Annotated in this window: 27 protein-coding genes; 1 reads left to right on the top strand and 26 read right to left on the bottom strand. The window is 60.5% G+C overall.

The window, feature by feature from the left end; genetic code table 11:
• Positions 1-110: 110 nt before the first annotated feature.
• From tssE to NJG22_RS20875, 6 genes are all read right to left on the bottom strand, one after another.
• Positions 111-530 carry a type VI secretion system baseplate subunit TssE gene (tssE, locus tag NJG22_RS20900; RefSeq protein WP_253097395.1) on the bottom strand — a complete coding sequence of 140 codons (420 nt, stop codon included), beginning with the start codon at positions 528-530 and terminating at the stop codon, positions 111-113.
• A gap of 6 nt (positions 531-536) precedes the next feature.
• The gene (gene tssC, locus NJG22_RS20895; RefSeq protein WP_253097388.1) at positions 537-2,009 is read right to left on the bottom strand and encodes a type VI secretion system contractile sheath large subunit; all 1,473 of its coding nucleotides are present in this window, start codon (positions 2,007-2,009) and stop codon (positions 537-539) included.
• Positions 2,010-2,037: 28 nt separating this feature from the next.
• On the bottom strand, positions 2,038-2,538 hold the full coding sequence (gene tssB, locus NJG22_RS20890) for a type VI secretion system contractile sheath small subunit (protein ID WP_110996291.1): 501 nt from the start codon (positions 2,536-2,538) through the stop codon (positions 2,038-2,040).
• Between the two features lie 33 nt (positions 2,539-2,571).
• Entirely contained in the window at positions 2,572-4,128 is a 1,557-nt protein-coding gene (tssA, locus tag NJG22_RS20885; protein WP_253097386.1) for a type VI secretion system protein TssA, read from the bottom strand.
• Positions 4,129-4,645: 517 nt separating this feature from the next.
• Positions 4,646-5,194 (bottom strand): single-stranded DNA-binding protein, encoded by a 549-nt coding sequence (locus tag NJG22_RS20880; protein WP_186662108.1) that lies wholly within the window; start codon positions 5,192-5,194, stop codon positions 4,646-4,648.
• A gap of 9 nt (positions 5,195-5,203) precedes the next feature.
• Positions 5,204-6,598 (bottom strand): MFS transporter, encoded by a 1,395-nt coding sequence (locus NJG22_RS20875; protein WP_253097377.1) that lies wholly within the window; start codon positions 6,596-6,598, stop codon positions 5,204-5,206.
• A gap of 129 nt (positions 6,599-6,727) precedes the next feature.
• On the opposite strand from NJG22_RS20875, the gene uvrA reads away from it, so the two are divergent.
• A complete protein-coding gene (uvrA, locus tag NJG22_RS20870; protein ID WP_253097375.1) occupies positions 6,728-9,562 on the top strand; it encodes an excinuclease ABC subunit UvrA in 2,835 nt (944 codons plus the stop codon).
• Positions 9,563-9,689: 127 nt separating this feature from the next.
• Here uvrA and bfr read toward each other — a convergent pair whose 3' ends face one another.
• From bfr to rpsQ, 20 genes are all read right to left on the bottom strand, one after another.
• On the bottom strand, positions 9,690-10,154 hold the full coding sequence (gene bfr / locus NJG22_RS20865) for a bacterioferritin (RefSeq protein WP_217850656.1): 465 nt from the start codon (positions 10,152-10,154) through the stop codon (positions 9,690-9,692).
• A 163-nt stretch (positions 10,155-10,317) separates the two neighbouring features.
• The gene (locus NJG22_RS20860; protein WP_253097372.1) at positions 10,318-11,757 is read right to left on the bottom strand and encodes a catalase; all 1,440 of its coding nucleotides are present in this window, start codon (positions 11,755-11,757) and stop codon (positions 10,318-10,320) included.
• Between the two features lie 171 nt (positions 11,758-11,928).
• Positions 11,929-12,315: a 50S ribosomal protein L17 gene (gene rplQ / locus NJG22_RS20855; protein WP_134693402.1), complete on the bottom strand. Its 387-nt coding sequence runs from the start codon at positions 12,313-12,315 to the stop codon at positions 11,929-11,931.
• A gap of 42 nt (positions 12,316-12,357) precedes the next feature.
• The gene (gene rpoA, locus NJG22_RS20850) at positions 12,358-13,359 is read right to left on the bottom strand and encodes a DNA-directed RNA polymerase subunit alpha (RefSeq protein WP_003255452.1); all 1,002 of its coding nucleotides are present in this window, start codon (positions 13,357-13,359) and stop codon (positions 12,358-12,360) included.
• Between the two features lie 22 nt (positions 13,360-13,381).
• Positions 13,382-14,002, bottom strand: a complete 621-nt coding sequence (gene rpsD, locus NJG22_RS20845) for a 30S ribosomal protein S4 (RefSeq protein ID WP_134693401.1) — start codon at positions 14,000-14,002, stop codon at positions 13,382-13,384.
• 15 nt (positions 14,003-14,017) lie between these two features.
• Entirely contained in the window at positions 14,018-14,407 is a 390-nt protein-coding gene (gene rpsK, locus NJG22_RS20840) for a 30S ribosomal protein S11 (RefSeq protein ID WP_003255454.1), read from the bottom strand.
• Positions 14,408-14,425: 18 nt separating this feature from the next.
• The gene (gene rpsM, locus NJG22_RS20835; protein WP_003255457.1) at positions 14,426-14,782 is read right to left on the bottom strand and encodes a 30S ribosomal protein S13; all 357 of its coding nucleotides are present in this window, start codon (positions 14,780-14,782) and stop codon (positions 14,426-14,428) included.
• A 131-nt stretch (positions 14,783-14,913) separates the two neighbouring features.
• Positions 14,914-15,030 carry a 50S ribosomal protein L36 gene (gene rpmJ / locus NJG22_RS20830; RefSeq protein WP_011531897.1) on the bottom strand — a complete coding sequence of 39 codons (117 nt, stop codon included), beginning with the start codon at positions 15,028-15,030 and terminating at the stop codon, positions 14,914-14,916.
• 30 nt (positions 15,031-15,060) lie between these two features.
• A complete protein-coding gene (gene secY / locus NJG22_RS20825; protein ID WP_003255459.1) occupies positions 15,061-16,392 on the bottom strand; it encodes a preprotein translocase subunit SecY in 1,332 nt (443 codons plus the stop codon).
• A complete protein-coding gene (gene rplO, locus NJG22_RS20820) occupies positions 16,393-16,827 on the bottom strand; it encodes a 50S ribosomal protein L15 (RefSeq protein ID WP_011531896.1) in 435 nt (144 codons plus the stop codon). It abuts the gene before it with no gap.
• A gap of 3 nt (positions 16,828-16,830) precedes the next feature.
• Positions 16,831-17,007, bottom strand: coding sequence for a 50S ribosomal protein L30 (gene rpmD / locus NJG22_RS20815; protein ID WP_028690238.1), 177 nt, complete (start codon positions 17,005-17,007; stop codon positions 16,831-16,833).
• 2 nt (positions 17,008-17,009) lie between these two features.
• On the bottom strand, positions 17,010-17,510 hold the full coding sequence (gene rpsE / locus NJG22_RS20810) for a 30S ribosomal protein S5 (protein WP_023629184.1): 501 nt from the start codon (positions 17,508-17,510) through the stop codon (positions 17,010-17,012).
• Between the two features lie 3 nt (positions 17,511-17,513).
• The gene (gene rplR / locus NJG22_RS20805) at positions 17,514-17,864 is read right to left on the bottom strand and encodes a 50S ribosomal protein L18 (RefSeq protein WP_011531893.1); all 351 of its coding nucleotides are present in this window, start codon (positions 17,862-17,864) and stop codon (positions 17,514-17,516) included.
• A 10-nt stretch (positions 17,865-17,874) separates the two neighbouring features.
• Positions 17,875-18,408 carry a 50S ribosomal protein L6 gene (gene rplF / locus NJG22_RS20800; RefSeq protein WP_253097371.1) on the bottom strand — a complete coding sequence of 178 codons (534 nt, stop codon included), beginning with the start codon at positions 18,406-18,408 and terminating at the stop codon, positions 17,875-17,877.
• A gap of 12 nt (positions 18,409-18,420) precedes the next feature.
• Entirely contained in the window at positions 18,421-18,813 is a 393-nt protein-coding gene (rpsH, locus tag NJG22_RS20795; RefSeq protein ID WP_134693400.1) for a 30S ribosomal protein S8, read from the bottom strand.
• Between the two features lie 209 nt (positions 18,814-19,022).
• Positions 19,023-19,328 (bottom strand): 30S ribosomal protein S14, encoded by a 306-nt coding sequence (gene rpsN, locus NJG22_RS20790; protein WP_134693399.1) that lies wholly within the window; start codon positions 19,326-19,328, stop codon positions 19,023-19,025.
• Positions 19,329-19,341: 13 nt separating this feature from the next.
• Positions 19,342-19,881 carry a 50S ribosomal protein L5 gene (gene rplE, locus NJG22_RS20785; protein ID WP_012316517.1) on the bottom strand — a complete coding sequence of 180 codons (540 nt, stop codon included), beginning with the start codon at positions 19,879-19,881 and terminating at the stop codon, positions 19,342-19,344.
• 20 nt (positions 19,882-19,901) lie between these two features.
• The gene (rplX, locus tag NJG22_RS20780) at positions 19,902-20,216 is read right to left on the bottom strand and encodes a 50S ribosomal protein L24 (protein ID WP_023629180.1); all 315 of its coding nucleotides are present in this window, start codon (positions 20,214-20,216) and stop codon (positions 19,902-19,904) included.
• Positions 20,217-20,227: 11 nt separating this feature from the next.
• Positions 20,228-20,596, bottom strand: coding sequence for a 50S ribosomal protein L14 (gene rplN, locus NJG22_RS20775; RefSeq protein WP_008089810.1), 369 nt, complete (start codon positions 20,594-20,596; stop codon positions 20,228-20,230).
• Between the two features lie 23 nt (positions 20,597-20,619).
• Positions 20,620-20,886, bottom strand: a complete 267-nt coding sequence (rpsQ, locus tag NJG22_RS20770) for a 30S ribosomal protein S17 (protein WP_023534981.1) — start codon at positions 20,884-20,886, stop codon at positions 20,620-20,622.
• Position 20,887 lies beyond the last annotated feature (1 nt).

Raw genomic sequence — 20,887 nt, 5'->3', positions numbered from 1 at the left:
GGGTACCGCCCGTGGCCGGTACTGCGCATGCGCGGGCCGGGCCAGCTGCAGGGCCGCCGCTTGCCGCGCAAGGGTTGGGGAAATCTCAGGCTATGCGCGCCGTGACATCGCTAGTCTCCTTGACTGACTCGGACTTGCCCGCTGCCATCCAGGCGCGCGGCAAAACTGACCTGGCGCTTGATACCGTCCACCTCAAGCTGGCCTTCGATGCTGAAAGCCAGCTTGAGCTGATCGTGATCACGCGGGCGAGACACCACCGTGACATCGGACATGCGCGGTTCGTAGGCCTCAATGAAGCACTCGATGGCCCGGCGGGCCTGGCTGAGCGCGTCGTGCAGGCTCAGGCGCATGTCATTGAGGTCGGGCAGCCCGTAGTCAGCGAGCGTCTGCACGCTGCCGGCCCGGGTGCTGAGCATCTTCGCCAGATGGGCGGCCACGGAAGCCATCGCGGCGTCTTCACGCCGCCAGTTGGCGCGCAGGTCGGCTTCGCCGCTCAGGCGCTCGAACAGGCTTCCGTAGCCATTGCCCATCGTCGCTTACTCCTTGTCCAGCTTGCCGACCAGCGACAGGGTGAAGTCGGCACCCATGTACTTGAAGTGCGGACGCACGTTCAGGCTCACGCGGTACCAGCCCGGCTCACCTTCCACGTCGCTGACGATCACCTGGGCGGCGCGCAGCGGACGGCGGCCACGGACTTCGGCGCTCGGGTTCTCCTGGTCGGCAACGTACTGGCGGATCCACTTGTTCAGTTCCAGCTCCAGGTCGGTGCGTTCCTTCCAGGAGCCCAGCTGCTCGCGCTGCAGGACCTTGATGTAGTGAGCCAGGCGGTTGACGATCATCATGTACGGCAGTTGGGTGCCCAGCTTGTAGTTCAGCTCGGCAGTCTTGCCTTCTGCGCTGATGCCGAAGAACTTCGGTTTCTGCGCCGAGTTGGCCGAGAAAAACGCCGCGTTGTCGCTACCTTTACGCATGGTCAGGGCGATGAAGCCCTCTTCGGCCAGCTCGTACTCGCGACGGTCGGACACCAGCACTTCGGTCGGGATCTTGGTCTCGATCTCGCCCATGCTCTCGAAGTGGTGCAGCGGCAGGTCTTCCACCGCGCCACCGCTCTGCGGGCCGATGATGTTCGGGCACCAGCGGAACTTGGCGAAGCTGTCGGTCAGCTTGGTGCCGAAGGCGTATGCGGTGTTGCCCCAAAGGTAGTGCTCATGGCTGTTGGCCACGGTTTCCTTGTAGACAAACGACTTGACCGGGTTCTCTTCCGGGTCGTACGGGTTGCGCAGGAGGAAACGCGGCACGGTCAGGCCGATGTAGCGCGCGTCCTCGGACTCGCGGAAGCTCTGCCACTTGGTGAACTGCGGGCCTTCGAAGTGATCCTTCAGATCTTTCAGGTCCGGCAGGCCAGTGAAGCTTTCCAGGCCGAAAAATTTCGGGCCGGCGGCGGCGATGAACGGCGCGTGGGACATGCAGGCGACGCTGGAGACGTACTGCATCAGCTTTACGTCAGGCGAGCTTGGCGACAGGTAGTAGTTGGCGATCACCGCACCAACCGGCTGGCCACCGAACTGACCGTACTCAGCGGTGTAGATGTGCTTGTACAGGCCAGCTTGCATCACTTCCGGCGAGTCTTCAAAGTCGTCCAGCAGGTCTTGCTTGGAGACGTTGAGGATCTCGATCTTGATGTTTTCGCGGAAGTTGGTGCGGTCGACCAGCAGTTGCAGGCCGCGCCAAGCGGACTCCATGGACTGGAAGTCCGGGTGGTGGAGGATCTCGTCCATCTGGCGGCTGAGCTTGGCATCGATCTCGGCGATCATACGGTCGACCAGCGCCTTCTTGACCGGCTCACCGTCGTTCTGCGGCTTGAGCAGTTCTTCGATGAAGGCCGACACGCCGCGCTTGGCGATGTCGTAGGCTTCGTCGTCCGGGGTCAAGCGGGTTTCGGCGATGATGCTGTCGAGAATGCTGAATTCGCTGTTCTCGGCGCTCTGTTGCTGTGCGGCGGTGCTCATGGCAATTAGGCTTCCTTGACTATGGGGATCAGGCGTCCGGCTGGGCGTTCAGGCCCAGTTCACCGAGCACGCGCTCGCGGGACTCGTTGTCGGCCAGCACACCCTCGATGGCCTTGCGAAAGGCAGGGGCGTTGCCCAACGGGCCTTTCAGGGCGACCAGGGCTTCACGCAGCTCCATCAGCTTCTTCAGCTCCGGGACTTGCTCGACCAGGCTGGCCGGGTTGAAGTCCTTCATGGTGTTGACCCGCAGGCTCACCGCCAGCTCGTCACCTTCGGCGCCTTCCTGCAGGCGGTTCGGCACGGCCAGGGTCATGCTCAGTTCCTGCTTGGCCAGCACTTCGTCGAAGTTCATCTTGTCGATGCTGATCGGCTTGCGGTCTTCGATCTTGCGATCGTCGGCGCGCAGGGTGTAATCACCGATCGCCAGTAGTTTCAACGGCAGTTCAATCTCTTCCTGAGCTCCGCCGGTGGCGGGTTTGAAGGTGACGTTGATGCGTTCCTTGGGGGCTACCGAGCCTTCTTTGGCCATTGGTTTTCTCCTTGAGGGTTATGGCCCTTGGGCCTATTCGAGTACGACTTCGAGATCGAGGTAGCACAGCCTGCGGTAGATCTCGTCCTTGCGTTCGCGCACCACATGGTTCTGCGGTAGCAGCTCGCAACAGGTATGCAGCAGGTGCAACACCTGCAGCGACAGATCAGGTTCCCAGGCATCCACGCCGGATTGGCGCAGTTGCTCGTCGAGGGCTTCCAGCTGGGTCTTGGCCAGTTCGTATTTCTTGGCCGTGAAGCAGAGCCGCGCCTGGCTCAACTGCCAGAAAAAGCGCTCGCGCCCTCCATGGGCGCCTTGCATCTGCTGCTTGAGTTGCTGTACCGCGGTCTTCAGGCCATCCTTGCGCAGGATCGGCAGGACCGCCTCCAGGACCTGCTCCCAGGGCGCCTGGCGCTCACCGGGCTCGGCCACCGGCTGGCTCACCTCGGCCTGCAGGTGGGGAATGACCTGGGCGGCAATCCAGGCGCGGGTCTCGGGGTCGGCAAACGGGGTACCGTCGTGGAACTTCAACTCGATCACGCTGGGCAGGCGCTGCAGCAACGAGGCGAAATTCATCTCCACTTCGCGCATGCCGGCCTCGACGCTCAGTGCCTGGCAGCACTCCCAGACCAGGCGCTGGCCATCGAACCAGAACGGCGCCTTGGCCACGCTGTTTTCCAACTCCACCAGCAGGTCGGCGTAATGTCCCTGCTCGAACCGCTCCTTGTAGCTCTTGAGCTTGTCGGCGGGCAGGCCGCGCAACGCCGTGACGTTCTCGGCATTGCGCTCGGGCATCGCCTCGATGGGCAGCCACAGCAACGTGCGGTTCAGGCGCAAAGCCCGCAGGTCGGTGGCTTTCTGCCGCTGCCACCAGACGCACAGCTGCCGGCCTTGCTCCTGCTGCGCCCGCAGGGCCTTGCTCGCGTCCTTTTCGTTCTCAACCGGCTCGCCCGGCGTGAACAGCTGGGTCGCCGCCTGCTTGACCTGGGCAACGATGGCACCTACCGCGCCAGGCTGCGGTTCATTGCTGGCCGAGCGCTGGACCTGGCCTTTCAATGACCGGCAGATGGGTAGCAGCAGGGGCGCATCGTCGCCCAGCCGGGCCGACAGCGCCGCCTCGAGGCCGCCGAGCTGCTCGACCATCTGCTGGAACAGCGGCAATTGTTCCTTGATCGCGATGTCGGCGCCCAGCGCCTGTTCGAGGCGCGGCACCAGCCAGCCGATGGCAGCGGAGCGCGTACGGGGCTTGGCAGGGTGGACGTCGTCCCAATGCTGCTCGCACAGCTCTCGAAGCAAGCTGATGCCTGCCAGAAGGCCGGCGTAGGACTCACGCTGGAACAGGGCCCAGGTGAGCCAGGAGGCCACGCGCAGATCCTTGGACTGGTCGCGCAGCAGCGCTTCACTGTTCTCGAGGATCTTCAGCCAGTCCACCTGGCCGCTGGCATGGATCGACTGGGCGCGGGTCAGCTCGCCCTCGAGGGCTTCGAACTCGGTGGAGAACCGCACGTCCTCACCGCCGAAGGAACCCGGCGAGACGGCATTCTTGCCGAGATCAAGGTAGCGCGCAGTCAGTTTCGAAGAGTAGGACATCCATTTCTCGCAGCTCGAACTTGCAGGAGAATTCTGGAACTGGTGCCTCAGAATGTCTGAACCTGGAAAGTTCTATTGACTCAGCTCACAATCCGGTGAGCCGTTGATCAAACGGACAAATAGCCTAATGCCATCAATGGCACTTTGCAATCACTCGAACGCGTGAAAAGCATGGCGCAAATGGGTATCTAGGGGTTTACCTGATATCGCTAATGCATACCCTTAGCGCGTGGAGAAGTTAATTCCGAACTCCTCCCGAGATATTTCTTGAAACATTGCAAGATAATTAACAGGAATGCGTAACATGCTGTATTTCTGCCGAGAGTTTTGTAGTAAATACTGGCGTTGAAGGTGAACATTACTTAGTGCCAAACGACCATTTCAACTACCCCGAGACGACTCGGAATTTTCCTACGGCGAGAAAAGAAAAAGCCTCGCATCCCTGAGGATGCGAGGCTTTTACAGAGCGCTGATACTTTTCTGGATGAGAGCCGAAACAGGTATCGCTCAATACAACTTAGAACGGAATATCGTCGTCGAAGCTATCGAAGTCAGCGGCTGGCTGCGGAGCCGGCTGCTGTGGCGCAGGACGCTGCGGCGCCTGCTGCGGGCGTGGCGCCTGCTGACGCGGAGCCTGGTTGTACTGTTGCTGCTGGCCGCCACCTTGGTTGTAGTTGCCGCCACCCTGGTTGTACGGGTCACCGCCCTGCTGCTGGCCCTGCGGACGACCGCCGAGCAGCTGCATGGTGCCGTTGATGTCGACGATGATCTCGGTGGTGTAGCGCTTGATGCCGTCCTTTTCCCACTCGCGGGTCTGCAGCTTGCCTTCGATGTAGCACTGCGAACCTTTGCGCAGGTACTCGCCGGCGATCTCGGCGACCTTGCCGAACAGCGAGACGCGGTGCCACTCGGTACGCTCGACCTTCTGGCCCGACTGCTTGTCGGTCCACTGCTCGCTGGTGGCCAGGCTCAGGTTGGTCACGGCGTTACCGTTGGGCAGGTAGCGGACTTCGGGATCCTGACCGCAGGTGCCGACCAGAATGACTTTGTTAACCCCACGGGCCATAACGTTCTCCTAGGCTTCGCACGCCGAAGCGGCTGGGTTCACCAGACGCTCGAGGGTCGCGCGGTCCAAAATTTTCGTATCCAGTTTGATATAGATGGCGGCTTCTTCTGCCACCACCACGGCGTCGGTCACACCCGGCACGGCCAACAGGCGCTCGGTCAGCCCGGCTTCCCGGACCGCCTCTGGCGTCAAAGGCATGCGCAGGCTGGTCACGTAGGGTGGCTCGTTCATGCGCAACGCAGTGAGCAACCACAGGACGCACAACACCGCACACCCGAGGAACACCATGCTCAAGCCACCGTGCTGGAACAACCAGCCACCGAGGATGCCTCCCAGCGCGGCGCCGAGGAACTGGCTGGTGGAATACACCCCCATTGCCGTCCCCTTGCCACCGGCAGGCGATACCTTGCTGACCAGCGAAGGCAAGGATGCCTCCAGCAGGTTGAATGCGGTAAAGAATACCACGGTGCCGATCACCAGTCCCTGCAAGTTGTCAGCCCACTGCCAGAAGAACACCTCCACCAGCAGCAGGACACTGACCGCGCCAAGCAACACGCGTTTCATCTTGCGCTTCTTCTCCCCGTAAATGATGAAGGGGATCATTGCAAAAAATGAAACCAGCAGCGCGGTCAGGTACACCCACCAGTGCTGTTCCTTGGGCAGCCCGCCGCGCTCGACGAAGGCCAGGGGCAGCGCGACGAAGCTGGCCATCAAGATGGCGTGCAGCACGAAAATGCTGATGTCCAGGCGCAGAAGGTCCGGATTGCGCAGGGTCGGGCCAAGGGCTTGACGGGCGACACCAGACTCACGATGGGTCAGCACGCTGTGCGAATTGGGCACGACGAAGGCGATCAGGCCAATGCCGACCAAGGCAAGTCCTGCGGTGGCGAGGAACAATCCTGACAAGCCAAAGGCGCGGGTCAGCAGTGGCCCGACCACCATCGCCACGGCGAACGACAGGCCGATGCTCATGCCGATCATGGCCATGGCCTTGGTCCGGTGCTGTTCGCGGGTCAGGTCCGAGAGCAAGGCCATGACCGCCGCGGAGATCGCCCCGGCGCCCTGCAGGATGCGCCCGGCGATCACGCCCCAGATCGAGTCGGCCTGGGCCGCCAGCACACTGCCCAGGGCGAAGATCACCAGCCCCAGGTAGATCACCGGACGGCGGCCGATGCGGTCGGAAATCACCCCGAACGGGATCTGCAACACCGCCTGGGTCAGGCCATAGGCACCGATGGCCAGGCCGATCAGCGCGGGGGTGGCGCCGGCCAGGTCCATGCCGTAGGTGGCCAGCACCGGCAGCACCATGAACATGCCCAGCATACGAAAGGCAAAGACCAGGGCCAGGCCGCTCGCGGCGCGGGTTTCGCTGCCGCTCATGCGCTCGTTGTGGGTGTCGTGCATGGATTAACCTCGTGTGAACCGGCGGCGATTCTATCAGTCCGACGCCTTGACGGCATATACGCGACGCTTTGCCGCGTAATGGCAGCGCGCCGTATACTCCTTTGTTTATGCCCGCCGAGCGAGGCCGTAGTGGACAAGATCCTGATCCGTGGGGCGCGTACCCACAACCTGAAGAACATCGACCTGACCCTGCCCCGGGACAAACTGATCGTGATCACCGGCTTGTCCGGCTCCGGCAAGTCCTCGCTGGCGTTCGACACGCTGTATGCCGAAGGCCAGCGCCGCTACGTCGAGTCGCTGTCGGCCTATGCCCGGCAGTTCCTGTCGATGATGGAAAAGCCCGACGTCGACACCATCGAAGGCCTGTCGCCGGCGATCTCCATCGAACAGAAGTCGACCTCGCACAACCCGCGCTCGACCGTGGGCACCATCACCGAAATCTACGACTACCTGCGCCTGCTCTATGCCCGGGTCGGCACGCCGCGCTGCCCGGACCACGACATCCCGCTGGAGGCGCAAACGATCAGCCAGATGGTCGACCTGGTGCTGGAAAAACCCGAAGGCAGCAAGCTGATGCTGCTGGCGCCGGTGGTCCGCGAGCGCAAGGGCGAGCACCTGGCGGTGTTCGACGAGCTGCGCGCCCAGGGCTTCGTGCGGGCCCGGGTCAACGGCAAGCTCTACGAGCTCGACGAGCTGCCCAAGCTGGATAAACAGAAAAAGCACAGCATCGACGTGGTGGTGGACCGCTTCAAGGTCCGCGCCGACCTGCAGCAGCGCCTGGCCGAGTCGTTCGAGACCGCGCTCAAGCTGGCCGACGGCATCGCCTTGGTAGCACCGATGGACGACGAGCCTGGCGAGCACATGATCTTCTCCGCGCGCTTCGCCTGCCCGGTCTGCGGCCACGCGATCAGCGAGCTGGAGCCGAAGCTGTTCTCCTTCAACAACCCGGCCGGCGCCTGCCCGACCTGCGATGGCCTGGGCGTGAAACAGTTCTTCGACACCAAGCGCCTGGTCAACGCCGAACTGACCCTGGCCGAGGGTGCGATACGCGGCTGGGACCGGCGCAACGTCTATTACTTCCAGATGCTCGGCTCATTGGCCGCGCACTATGGCTTCAGCCTCGAGGAGCCGTTCGGCCAGCTCTCGGCCGATCACCAGAAAGTCATCCTGCACGGCAGCGGCAAGCAGAGCGTCGATTTCAAGTACCTCAACGACCGCGGCGATATCGTCAAGCGCTCGCACCCGTTCGAAGGCATCGTGCCGAACCTTGAGCGCCGCTACCGCGAGACCGAGTCGGCCACCGTGCGCGAAGAGCTGGCCAAGTTCCTCGGCACCCAGCCCTGCCCCGACTGCCGCGGCACCCGTTTGCGCCGTGAAGCGCGCCACGTATGGGTGGGCGAGAAGACCCTGCCGGCGGTGACCAACCTGCCGATCGGCGAAGCCAGCAACTACTTCGGCGCGCTGACCCTGACCGGGCGGCGCGGCGAGATCGCGGCGAAGATCCTCAAGGAAATCTGCGAACGCCTGCAGTTCCTGGTCAACGTCGGCCTCGACTACCTGACCCTGGACCGCAGTGCCGATACCCTGTCTGGCGGTGAAGCCCAGCGGATCCGCCTGGCCAGCCAGATCGGTGCCGGCCTGGTGGGGGTGATGTACATCCTCGACGAGCCGTCCATCGGCCTTCATCAACGGGACAACGACCGCCTGCTGGCCACCCTCAACCACCTGCGCGACCTGGGTAACACGGTGATCGTGGTGGAACACGACGAAGACGCCATTCGCCTGGCCGACTACGTGGTCGACATCGGCCCGGGCGCCGGGGTGCACGGTGGCCAGATCGTCGCCGAGGGTTCGCCGCAGGAGGTCATGGACCACCCAGACTCGCTGACCGGCAAGTACCTGTCCGGGCGCAAGAAGATCGTCGTGCCAGCCAAGCGCACCCCGCGCAACAAGAAGCTGCAGCTCAAGCTCAAGGGCGCGCGCGGCAACAACCTGCAGAACGTCGACCTGGAAATCCCGATCGGCCTGCTGACCTGCGTGACCGGGGTTTCCGGCTCGGGCAAGTCGACCTTGATCAACAACACCCTGTTCCCGCTGGCTGCCACCGCCCTGAATGGCGCAAGCAGCCTGGAGGCCGCACCGCACAGCAGCATGGATGGCCTGCAGCACCTGGACAAGGTGGTGGATATCGACCAGAGCCCGATCGGCCGCACCCCGCGATCGAACCCGGCGACCTACACCGGCATCTTCACACCGATCCGCGAGCTATTCTCCGGCGTGCCAGAATCGCGCTCACGCGGCTACGGCCCGGGGCGGTTCTCGTTCAACGTCAAGGGCGGCCGTTGTGAAGCCTGCCAGGGCGATGGCTTGATCAAGGTGGAAATGCACTTCCTGCCGGACATCTACGTGCCGTGCGACGTGTGCAAGAGCAAGCGCTACAACCGTGAAACCCTGGAGATCAAGTACAAGGGCAAGAACATCCACGAGGTGCTGGAAATGACCATCGAGGATGCCCGCGAGTTCTTCGACGCGGTGCCGGCGCTGGCGCGCAAGCTGCAAACCCTGATGGACGTCGGTTTGTCGTACATCAAGCTGGGGCAGTCGGCGACCACCTTGTCGGGGGGCGAGGCGCAGCGCGTGAAGCTGTCCCGCGAGCTGTCCAAGCGCGACACCGGCAAGACCCTGTACATCCTCGACGAGCCGACCACCGGCCTGCACTTCGCCGATATCCAGCAGTTGCTGGACGTGTTGCACCGCCTGCGCGACCACGGCAACACCGTGGTGGTGATCGAACATAACCTGGATGTGGTGAAGACCGCCGACTGGCTGGTGGACCTGGGGCCGGAGGGTGGCTCCAAGGGTGGGCAGATCATTGCCTGCGGCACGCCGGAAGAGCTGGCCGAGAAGAAGCAGTCGTATACCGGGCATTACCTGAAACCGCTGCTGGAGCGGGATCGGGCTTGAAGGCCATGGGGGCGCTTTGCGCCCCTATCGCGACACAAGGCCGCTCCTACAGGGGGACGCACGAGGCTGCGCGATCGCCTGTAGGAGCGGCCTTGTGTCGCGATGGGCTGCAAAGCAGCCCCGCTGTTTACATCTGCGACTGCAGGTAGTTTTCCAGGCCGATGGCCTTGATCAGGCCCTGCTGCTTTTCCAGCCAGTAGGTGTGGTCTTCTTCGGTATCGGCCAACTGCGCGCGCAGGATGTCGCGGCTGATGTAGTCCTTGTGCAGTTCGCACAGCTCGATGCCCTTGCACAGCGCGGCGCGCACCTTGTACTCGAGCTTGAGGTCGGCCTCGATCATCTCGGGCACCGTGGTGCCGACTTCGAGATCATCGGCACGCATGTCGGGGGTGCCTTCGAGCATGAGGATACGGCGCATCAGGGCATCGGCGTGCTGCGTCTCTTCTTCCATCTCGTGGTTGATACGTTCGTAGAGCTTGGTCAGGCCCCAGTCTTCGTACATGCGCGAGTGGATGAAATACTGATCGCGTGCTGCCAGTTCGCCCTTCAGCAACGTGACGAGGTAGTTGATTACGTCCGGGTGACCTTGCATCGCCCTGCTTCTCCCTGTGAATGCGTCAATGACCACTAGTGTGAACCAGCTTTTGCCCGCGGTCACTGAAAACCGCGCAATCGGATGCAAAAAATCGGTTAAACAGTAGTGATATTCATTGAAAAACCGCCCAAATGAGGGCGGTTCTTCTTATCACTTCGACTTAGGCGAGATTCACGCCCAGGGCCTTGGCGATGCCTTCGCCGTAGGCCGGATCAGCCTTGAAGAAGTGCTGCAACTGACGCTGCACTACATCCTCGCTGACCCCGACCAGGGTGCCGGCGATGTTGCTGATCAGCAGCGCCTTCTGCTCGGCGCTCATCAGGCGGAACAGCGCGCCTGCGTGGCTGTAGTAGTCGCTGTCTTCACGGTGATCGTAGCGATCCGCCGCCCCACTGAGTGCCAGCGCCGGCTCGGCATGGCGTGGCGACTGCTTCGGCGCGTCGGCATAGCTGTTGGGCTCGTAGTTCGGCGCGCTGCCGTAGCTGCCCATCGCCATCGAACCGTCACGCTGGTAGCTGTTGACCGGGCTGCGCGCGGCATTGACCGGCAAGTGCTGATGGTTGGTGCCCACCCGGTAGCGGTGCGCATCGGCGTAGGCGAATACCCGGCCTTGCAGCATGCGGTCCGGCGACAGGCCGACACCCGGGACCATGTTGCTCGGGCCGAAGGTGGCCTGCTCGACCTCGGCGAAGTAGTTGAGCGGGTTGCGGTTGAGCTCCAGCACTCCCACTTCGATCAGCGGGTACTCCTTCTGCGACCAGGTCTTGGTCACGTCGAAGGGGTTTTCTGCCCGAGCAGCCGCTTCGGCTTCGCTCATCACCTGGATGCACACGGTCCAGCGCGGGAAGTCGCCACGCTCGATGGCTTCGAACAGGTCACGCTGGGCGTAGTCCGGGTCAGTGCCAGCCAGGCGCGCGGCATCGGCCGGTGCCAGGTTCTTGATGCCCTGCTGGGTCTTGAAGTGCCACTTGACCCAGGTGCGCTCGCCCTTGGCATTGATCAGGCTGTAGGTGTGGCTGCCGAAGCCGTGCATGTGGCGATAGCCATCCGGGATGCCGCGGTCGGAGAACAGGATGGTGACCTGGTGCAGCGCTTCGGGCGAATGCGACCAGAAGTCCCACATCATCTGGGCGTTCTTCAGGTTGCTCTGCGGGTGGCGCTTCTGGGTGTGAATGAAGTCGGGAAACTTCAGCGGGTCGCGGATGAAGAACACCGGGGTGTTGTTGCCAACAATGTCCCAGTTGCCTTCCTCGGTGTAGAACTTCACCGCGAAGCCACGTGGATCGCGCTCGGTATCGGCGGAGCCGCGCTCACCACCGACCGTGGAGAAACGCAGGAAGGTTTCGGTGCGCTTGCCAATGGCATCGAACAACTTGGCGCTGGTGTAGCCGCTGATATCACGGGTGACGGTGAAGGTACCGTAGGCGCCCGAGCCCTTGGCATGGACACGACGCTCAGGAATGTTCTCGCGATTGAAGTGGGCCAGCTTCTCGATCAGATGGAAGTCGTCGAGCAGCAGCGGGCCGCGCGGGCCGGCGGAACGGGAATTCTGGTTGTCAGCAACGGGGGCACCGCTGGCGGTGGTGAGAATCTTGCTCATGGGCTCTCCTTATCGGGTCTTGAACGGCCGGCTAATCGGCTTGGAGAGAGTATTGACGAGCAGCGTTACAAGAACAAATTCATTAAGTGACTCACATCAATAGAAAATAACAATTCATCCGACAACAAAAAACCGGGCCTAGGCCCGGTTTCTTGTAGCAGACAGAACGTCTTACTCGGCAGCTTCTACAACACCACCGACCGGACGATCAACCAGCTCGACGTACGCCATAGGCGCGTTGTCGCCAGCGCGGAAACCGCACTTCAGGATGCGCAGGTAGCCGCCCTGACGGGTGGCGTAACGCTTGCCCAGGTCGTTGAACAGTTTGCCAACGGCGGACTTCGAACGGGTACGATCGAAGGCCAGACGACGGTTGGCTACGCTGTCTTCCTTGGCCAGGGTGATCAGCGGCTCGGCAACGCGGCGCAGTTCCTTGGCTTTCGGCAGGGTGGTTTTGATCAGCTCGTGCTCGATCAGCGACACTGCCATGTTCTGGAACATAGCCTTGCGGTGAGAGCTGGTACGGCTCAGGTGACGTCCACTTTTACGATGACGCATGATTCATTCCTTACCAAACACTACGTTCGGTGATTACGACGATCAGGCAGTCGCCTTGTCGTCTTTCTTAAGACTTGCAGGCGGCCAGTTGTCGAGGCGCATGCCGAGAGACAGACCACGAGAGGCCAGGACGTCCTTGATTTCAGTCAGGGACTTCTTGCCCAGGTTAGGAGTCTTCAACAGCTCTACTTCGGTACGCTGAATCAGGTCGCCGATGTAGTAGATGTTCTCCGCCTTGAGGCAGTTGGCCGAACGTACAGTCAGTTCCAGGTCGTCAACCGGGCGCAGCAGGATCGGATCGATCTCGTCTTCCTGCTCGACCACGACCGGCTCGCTGTCACCTTTGAGGTCGACGAACGCGGCCAGCTGCTGTTGCAGGATGGTCGCGGCGCGACGGATAGCCTCTTCAGGATCCAGGGTGCCGTTGGTTTCCAGATCGATGACCAGCTTGTCCAGGTTGGTACGCTGTTCAACACGGGCGTTCTCGACCACGTAGGCGATACGACGCACCGGGCTGAACGAAGCGTCCAGCTGGAGACGGCCAATGCTGCGGCTTTCGTCTTCGTCAGTCTGACGGGAGTCGGCCGGCTCGTAACCGCGACCACGAGCTACGGTGAGCTTCATGTTCAGGGCGCCGTTGGACGCCAGGTTCGCGATTACGTGATCGGGGTTGACGATCTCGACATCGTGATCCAGCTGAATATCGGCAGCGGTAACCACCCCCGAACCCTTTTTCGACAAGGTCAGCGTAACTTCGTCACGACCGTGCAGCTTGATAGCCAGGCCTTTCAGGTTCAACAGGATTTCAATGACGTCTTCCTGTACACCTTCGATCGCGGAGTACTCATGGAGTACGCCATCGATCTCGGCCTCGACTACTGCACAGCCAGGCATGGAGGACAACAGGATGCGGCGCAGCGCGTTGCCCAGGGTATGGCCGAAGCCACGCTCGAGAGGCTCGAGCGTGATCTTGGCGCGGGTTGGACTGACAACCTGCACGTCGATGTGACGGGGTGTCAGAAACTCATTTACCGAAATCTGCATGGATGCACCTATTTTCTAGCCCTTACTTGGAGTAGAGCTCGACAATCAGGTTTTCGTTGATGTCGGCGGACAGGTCGCTGCGAGCAGGAACGTTCTTGAAAACGCCCGACTTTTTGGCAGCATCCACGTCAACCCACTCAACGCGGCCACGCTGGGCGCACAGTTCAAGGGCTTGAACAATGCGCAGCTGGTTCAGCGACTTCTCGCGAACTGCGACCACGTCACCCGGACGAACTTGGTAGGATGGAATGTTTACGGTCTTGCCGTTCACGCTGATCGCTTTGTGCGAAACCAGCTGACGGGACTCGGAACGGGTGGAACCGAAGCCCATACGGTAAACGACGTTGTCCAGACGGCACTCGAGCATCTGCAGCAGGTTCTCACCGGTGGCGCCTTTCTTCGAGGCAGCCGCTTGGTAGTAACCGCGGAATTGACGCTCCAGCACGCCGTAGATACGACGGACTTTTTGTTTCTCGCGCAGCTGGGTACCGTAGTCGGACTGACGGCCACGGCGCTGGCCGTGGATACCTGGGGCTGCTTCGATGTTGCACTTCGATTCCAGAGCGCGAACGCCGCTCTTCAGGAACAGGTCAGTGCCTTCACGGCGAGACAGTTTGCATTTTGGACCAATGTAACGTGCCATTTATCTGTCTCCTGATTACACGCGACGCTTCTTCGGCGGACGGCACCCGTTATGCGGGATTGGCGTCACGTCGGTGATGCTGGCGATCTTGTAGCCGCAGCTGTTCAGTGCACGAACGGCGGACTCACGACCTGGACCTGGACCCTTGACGTTAACGTCGAGGTTCTTCAGACCGTATTCCAGCGCAGCTTGACCAGCACGCTCAGCAGCGATCTGAGCTGCGAACGGGGTGGATTTGCGCGAACCACGGAAACCCGAACCACCGGAAGTAGCCCAGGACAGTGCGTTGCCCTGACGGTCGGTGATGGTCACGATGGTGTTGTTGAAAGACGCATGGATGTGGGCGATGCCATCAACCACTGTCTTTTTGACTTTTTTACGAGGACGAGCAGCAGGTTTTGCCATGTCTATATTCCTGGGCGATTACTTGCGGATCGGCTTACGCGGGCCCTTGCGGGTGCGTGCGTTGGTCTTGGTGCGCTGACCGCGAACCGGCAGACCTTTACGATGACGCAGGCCGCGGTAGCAACCCAGGTCCATCAAGCGCTTGATCTTCATGTTGATGTCACGACGCAGGTCACCTTCGGTGGTGAACTTCGCGACTTCGCCACGCAGGGTTTCGATTTGCTCGTCGCTCAGATCCTTGATCTTTGCGGCTGGGTTGACACCAGCGTCTGCACAGATTTTCTGTGCAGTAGTGCGACCGACACCATAGATGTAGGTCAGCGAGATAACAGTATGCTTGTTATCTGGAATGTTGACGCCTGCAATACGGGCCATTCAGTGGGACTCCAATTGACAGCTACCTACGCCCCGGAAGCCAAGAAATAGGGCGCGAGATAATATCGCTGTAGAAACGAATAATCAACCCAGCAGCACACTAGCTGCTGGGTTTGAAGCGCGGATCACACTCAGCCTTGGCGCTGCTTGTGACGCGGTTCCGCGCTGCAGATCACGCGCACGATACCTTCGCGACGAATGATCTTGCAGTTGCGGCACAGCTTTTTCACCGATGCACGAACTTTCATTACCGACTCCTCGAACCTTAAGGGGCTAGATCAGCGCAGCAGACCGCTGCCGCCGTAGCCTTTCAGGTTGGCTTTCTTCATCAGGGATTCGTACTGGTGCGAAACGAGGTGCGATTGTACTTGGGACATGAAGTCCATCACAACCACTACCACAATCAGCAACGAGGTCCCGCCAAGGTAGAACGGCACGTTTGCAGCCACCACCAGGAACTGGGGCAGAAGGCAGACGGCCATCATGTAAAGAGCACCGAACATGGTCAAACGGGTCAGAACGCCATCAATGTAGCGTGCCGACTGCTCACCAGGACGGATACCCGGAATAAAGGCACCGGACTTCTTCAGGTTTTCCGCTACGTCTTTCGGGTTGAACATCAGCGCTGTGTAGAAGAAGCAGAAGAAAATGATCCCTGCACTAAACAGCAGAATGTTCAACGGCTGACCAGGAGCGATCGACTGCGAGATGTCCTGCAGCCAGCCCATACCTTCGGACTGACCGAACCAGGCACCCAGCGAAGCCGGGAACAGCAAGATGCTGCTCGCGAAAATGGCCGGGATGACCCCCGCCATGTTCACTTTCAGCGGCAGGTGGCTGGTCTGCGCAGCGAAGACCTTGCGGCCCTGCTGACGCTTGGCGTAGTGAACGGCGATACGCCGCTGACCACGCTCGATGAACACCACGAAGCCGATAATCGCTACTGCCAGCAAACCGATAGCGACCAGGGCGAAGATGTTGATATCGCCTGTACGCGCAGACTCGAAAGACTGCCCGATTGCTCTCGGAAGACCGGCAACGATACCTGCGAAGATCAACATCGAGATACCGTTGCCCACACCGCGCTCGGTGATCTGCTCGCCGAGCCACATCATGAACATCGCGCCCGCCACGAAGGTGGAGACGGCGACGACATGGAAGCCGAGGCCTGCAGAAAACGCCACGCCCTGGTTGGCCAGGCCAATGGACATGCCAATGGCTTGAACCAGCGCCAGGATAACGGTGCCGTAGCGGGTGTACTGGCTGATCTTGCGACGGCCAGCTTCACCTTCCTTCTTCAACTGCTCCAGCTGCGGGCTGACAGCGGTCATGAGCTGCATGATGATCGATGCCGAGATGTACGGCATGATCCCCAGTGCAAAGATGCTCATGCGCTCCAGCGCGCCACCGGAAAACATGTTGAACAAGCTAAGAATGGTCCCCTCATTCTGCCGGAACAGATCCGCGAGACGGTCCGGGTTAATGCCTGGCACTGGGATGTGCGCGCCAATCCGATAGACGATGATCGCCATGAACAGAAAGCGCAGACGAGCCCAGAGTTCCGACATCCCGCCCTTACCGAGCGAAGAGAGAGCACCTTGCTTAGCCATTTATTCCTCGAACTTGCCGCCAGCTGCTTCGATAGCCGCACGTGCACCTTTGGTGACGGCGATACCCTTGAGGGTGACTGCGCGAGTGACTTCGCCCGACAGCATGATTTTCACACGCTGTACGTGCTGGCCGATCACGTTGGCGTCCTTCAGGGACTGAACGGTGATCAGATCGCCTTCCACCTTGGCCAGCTCGGACAGACGCACTTCGGCGCGGTCCATGGCTTTCAGGGAAACGAAGCCGAACTTCGGCAGGCGACGGTGCAGCGGCTGTTGACCGCCTTCGAAGCCTGGAGCGATGGAGCCACCGGAGCGGGAGGTCTGACCTTTGTGACCACGGCCACCGGTCTTGCCCAGACCGCTACCGATACCACGGCCTGGACGGTGCTTCTCGCGACGGGAACCCGGCGCTGGACTCAGATCATTGAGTTTCATCGATTAACCCTCGACCTTCAGCATGTAGTAAGCCTTGTTGATCATCCCGCGGTTTTCGGGAGTATCCTGGACTTCTACAGTGTGACCGATGCGACGCAGACCCAGGCCTTTAACACACAGCTTGTGGTTAGGCAGGCGGCCGGCGGTGCTCTTGATCAGCGTTACTTTTACGGTTGCCATGATCAGATGATCTCCTCAACAGTCTTGCCGCGCTTGGCAGCAATGGACTCAGGGGATTGCATGGCTTTCAGACCCTTGAAGGTGGCGTGAACCACGTTCACCGGGTTGGTCGAGCCGTAGCACTTGGCCAGAACGTTCTGGACGCCAGCGACTTCCAGGACGGCACGCATGGCGCCACCGGCGATGATACCGGTACCTTCCGAGGCAGGCTGCATGTAGACCTTCGAGGCGCCGTGGGCGGCCTTGGTGGCGTACTGCAGGGTGGTGCCCTTCAGGTCAACCTGAATCATGTTGCGGCGAGCAGCTTCCATGGCTTTCTGGATCGCGGCAGGTACTTCGCGCGATTTGCCACGGCCGAAACCAACGCGGCCCTTGCCATCACCCACCACGGTCAGCGCGGTGAAGGTGAAGATACGGCCGCCCTTGACGGTCTTGGCTACGCGGTTAACTTGAACCAGCTTCTCGATGTAGCCTTCGTCGCGCTTTTGATCGTTATTTGCCATAACTTAGAACTCCAGCCCGCCTTCACGAGCAGCATCAGCCAGCGCCTTGACGCGGCCGTGGTACTTGAAGCCGGAACGGTCAAAGGCAACTTGAGATACACCGGCGGCTTTCGCGCGCTCAGCTACCAGCTTGCCAACCTTAGTGGCCGCGTCGATGTTGCCGGTGGCGCCATCACGCAGTTCTTTGTCCAAGGTCGAGGCGCTTGCCAGAACCTTGCTGCCGTCGGCCGAAATGACCTGGGCATAGATGTGCTGCGAGGAGCGGAACACGCACAGACGCACGGCTTCGAGCTCGTGCATTTTCAGGCGTGCTTTGCGAGCGCGACGCAGTCGAGTAACTTTTTTGTCGGTCATTTGCTAGGCCCTACTTCTTCTTGGCTTCTTTACGACGGACTACTTCGTCCGCGTAACGCACACCCTTGCCCTTGTAAGGCTCTGGCGGACGGAAACCGCGGACTTCAGCGGCCACCTGACCTACCAGCTGCTTGTCGATACCCTTGATCAGGATGTCGGTCTGGCTTGGGGTTTCAGCGGTGATACCGGCTGGCAGTTCGTAATCCACTGGGTGCGAGAAGCCCAGGGCCAGGTTCAGGACGGTGCCCTTGGCCTGTGCCTTGTAACCAACACCGACCAGCTGGAGCTTGCGCTCGAAGCCTTGGCTTACGCCGTGGACCATGTTGTTGACCAGGGCGCGGGTGGTACCGGCCATGGCGCGAGCTTGCTGATCACCGTTGCGAGGTGCGAAACGCAGCTCACCAGCTTCTTCGGTAACTTCAACAGACGAGTGAACGTTCAGTTCGAGAGTGCCCTTGGCACCCTTCACCGAAAGCTGCTGGCCGGCGAATTTGACTTCGACGCCTGCTGGCAGCTTAACGGGGTTCTTAGCGACGCGAGACATGCCTATCTCCCCTTAGAACACTGTGCACAGAACTTCGCCGCCGACACCGGCAGCGCGCGCAGCGCGGTCAGTCATCACACCTTTGTTGGTGGAGACGATAGACACGCCCAGGCCGCCACGTACTTTCGGCAGCTCGGTAACGGCCTTGTACTGGCGCAGGCCAGGACGGCTGGTACGCTTCAGCTCTTCGATGACCGGACGGCCTTCGAAGTACTTCAGCTCGATCGACAGGGAAGGCTTGGCTTCGCCAGTGACTTCGTAGCCGGCGATGTAACCTTCGTCTTTCAGTACTTTGGCAACCGCGACCTTCAGGGTGGAGGAAGGCATGCTTACGACAGACTTTTCAGCCATCTGGGCATTACGGATGCGAGTTAGCATGTCCGCTAACGGGTCCTGCATACTCATGGGCTAGATGCTCCTGATACAAGAATTATTAGCCTTGCGGCTATCACAACCACCCGAGCAGGCAGGGCAAAAAACCCAGGCTCAGGTGAGCCGGTCATTCTAGACACAAGGCAGAAACGAAACAAGCCCCATATAGGGGCTTGTTTCGTTGCGAGGTCACCGACGGTCGGAAGATCACTCCCCTCCCGCCGGTGGTCACGCCAACCGGATTACCAGCTGGCCTTGACCAGACCTGGTACGTCACCGCGCATGGCGGCTTCGCGCAGCTTGTTACGGCCGAGGCCGAACTTGCGGTACACGCCGTGCGGACGGCCGGTGATGCGGCAACGGTTACGCATGCGCGAGGCGCTGGCGTCACGTGGTTGCTTCTGCAGGGCGACAACGGCAGCGAAACGCTCTTCAGGAGAGGCGTTCTGGTTGACGATGGTCGCTTTCAGCTCGGCACGCTTTTTGGCGTACTTGGCTACCGTGAGCTGACGCTTCAGCTCGCGGTTTTTCATGCTCTTCTTGGCCATTTTCCTACTCCAATCAGTTGCGGAACGGGAACTTGAAAGCACGCAGCAGAGCGCGGCCTTCGTCGTCCGAACGAGCAGTGGTGGTCAGGGTGATGTCCAAACCGCGCAGAGCATCGATCTTGTCGTAGTCGATTTCCGGGAAGATGATCTGCTCTTTCACGCCCATGCTGTAGTTGCCGCGGCCATCGAAGGACTTGGCATTCAGGCCGCGGAAGTCGCGAACCCGTGGCAGGGAGATCGCCAGCAGGCGGTCCAGGAACTCGTACATTTTTTCGCGACGCAGGGTCACCTTGACACCGATCGGCCAGCCTTCACGGACTTTGAAGCCCGCGATGGATTTACGAGCGAAAGTCACGACCGGCTTTTGACCGGTGATCTTTTCCAGGTCGGCAACAGCGTGTTCGATGACTTTCTTGTCGCCGATCGCTTCGCCCAGACCCATGTTCAGGGTGATTTTGGTAACGCGCGGAACTTCCATCACGTTCGACAGCTTAAGTTCTTCCTTAAGCTTAGGAGCGATTTCGTTCCGGTAAATCTCTTTCAGTCGTGCCATGGTCTTCTACCTAGCAGTGTTCAAGCATCAACCGCTTTTTGGGTCGACTTGAAGACACGAATTTTTTTACCTTCTTCAACTTTGAAGCCAACGCGGTCAGCCTTGTTGGTTTCGCTGTTGAAGATGGCAACGTTGGAAGCGTGCAGAGGCGCTTCTTTCTCGACGATACCGCCCTGGACGCCCGCCATCGGATTAGGCTTGGTGTGACGCTTGACCAGGTTGACACCACCGATGACCAGACGGTCGTCAGCGAGCACCTTCAGCACCTTACCGCGCTTACCTTTGTCTTTGCCGGCGATCACGATGATCTCGTCGTCACGACGAATCTTTTGCATGTCGGATCTCCTTACAGCACTTCAGGGGCGAGCGAGACGATCTTCATGAACTTCTCGGTACGAAGTTCACGGGTCACTGGCCCGAAGATGCGAGTGCCGATCGGCTCTTGCTTGGTGTTCAGCAGAACAGCAGCGTTGCCGTCGAAACGAATGATGGAACCGTCAGCGCGACGTACACCGTGACGGGTACGGACGACAACAGCGGTCATCACCTGGCCTTTTTTGACCTTACCGCGCGGAATCGCTTCCTTGACGGTTACCTTGATGATGTCACCGATGCCGGCGTAACGGCGGTGCGAACCGCCGAGCACCTTGATGCACATGACGCGACGAGCGCCGCTGTTATCGGCCACATCGAGCATGGATTGAGTCTGAATCATAAAATTTCTCCGACCCCTAGCCCTTAGACTTCAACAGCGCGTTCGAGGACTTCAACCAGTGCCCAGGACTTGGTCTTGGCCAGCGGACGAGTTTCGGTGATCGAAACTTTGTCGCCGATTTTGCACTGGTTGGTTTCGTCGTGCGCGTGCAGCTTAGTCGAACGCTTAACGTATTTACCGTAGATCGGGTGCTTGACGCGACGCTCGATCAGAACGGTGATGGTCTTGTCCATTTTGTCGCTGACGACACGGCCAGTCAGCGTACGGACGGTTTTTTCAGCTTCAGCCATG

Origin of the sequence: Pseudomonas sp. VA159-2 (genome assembly GCF_024126635.1) — a bacterium.
In the GTDB taxonomy this organism is placed as follows: domain Bacteria; phylum Pseudomonadota; class Gammaproteobacteria; order Pseudomonadales; family Pseudomonadaceae; genus Aquipseudomonas; species Aquipseudomonas muyukensis.
Note: the sequence above shows the minus strand (reverse complement) of the source record. Positions and strands in the feature narration are given on the sequence as shown.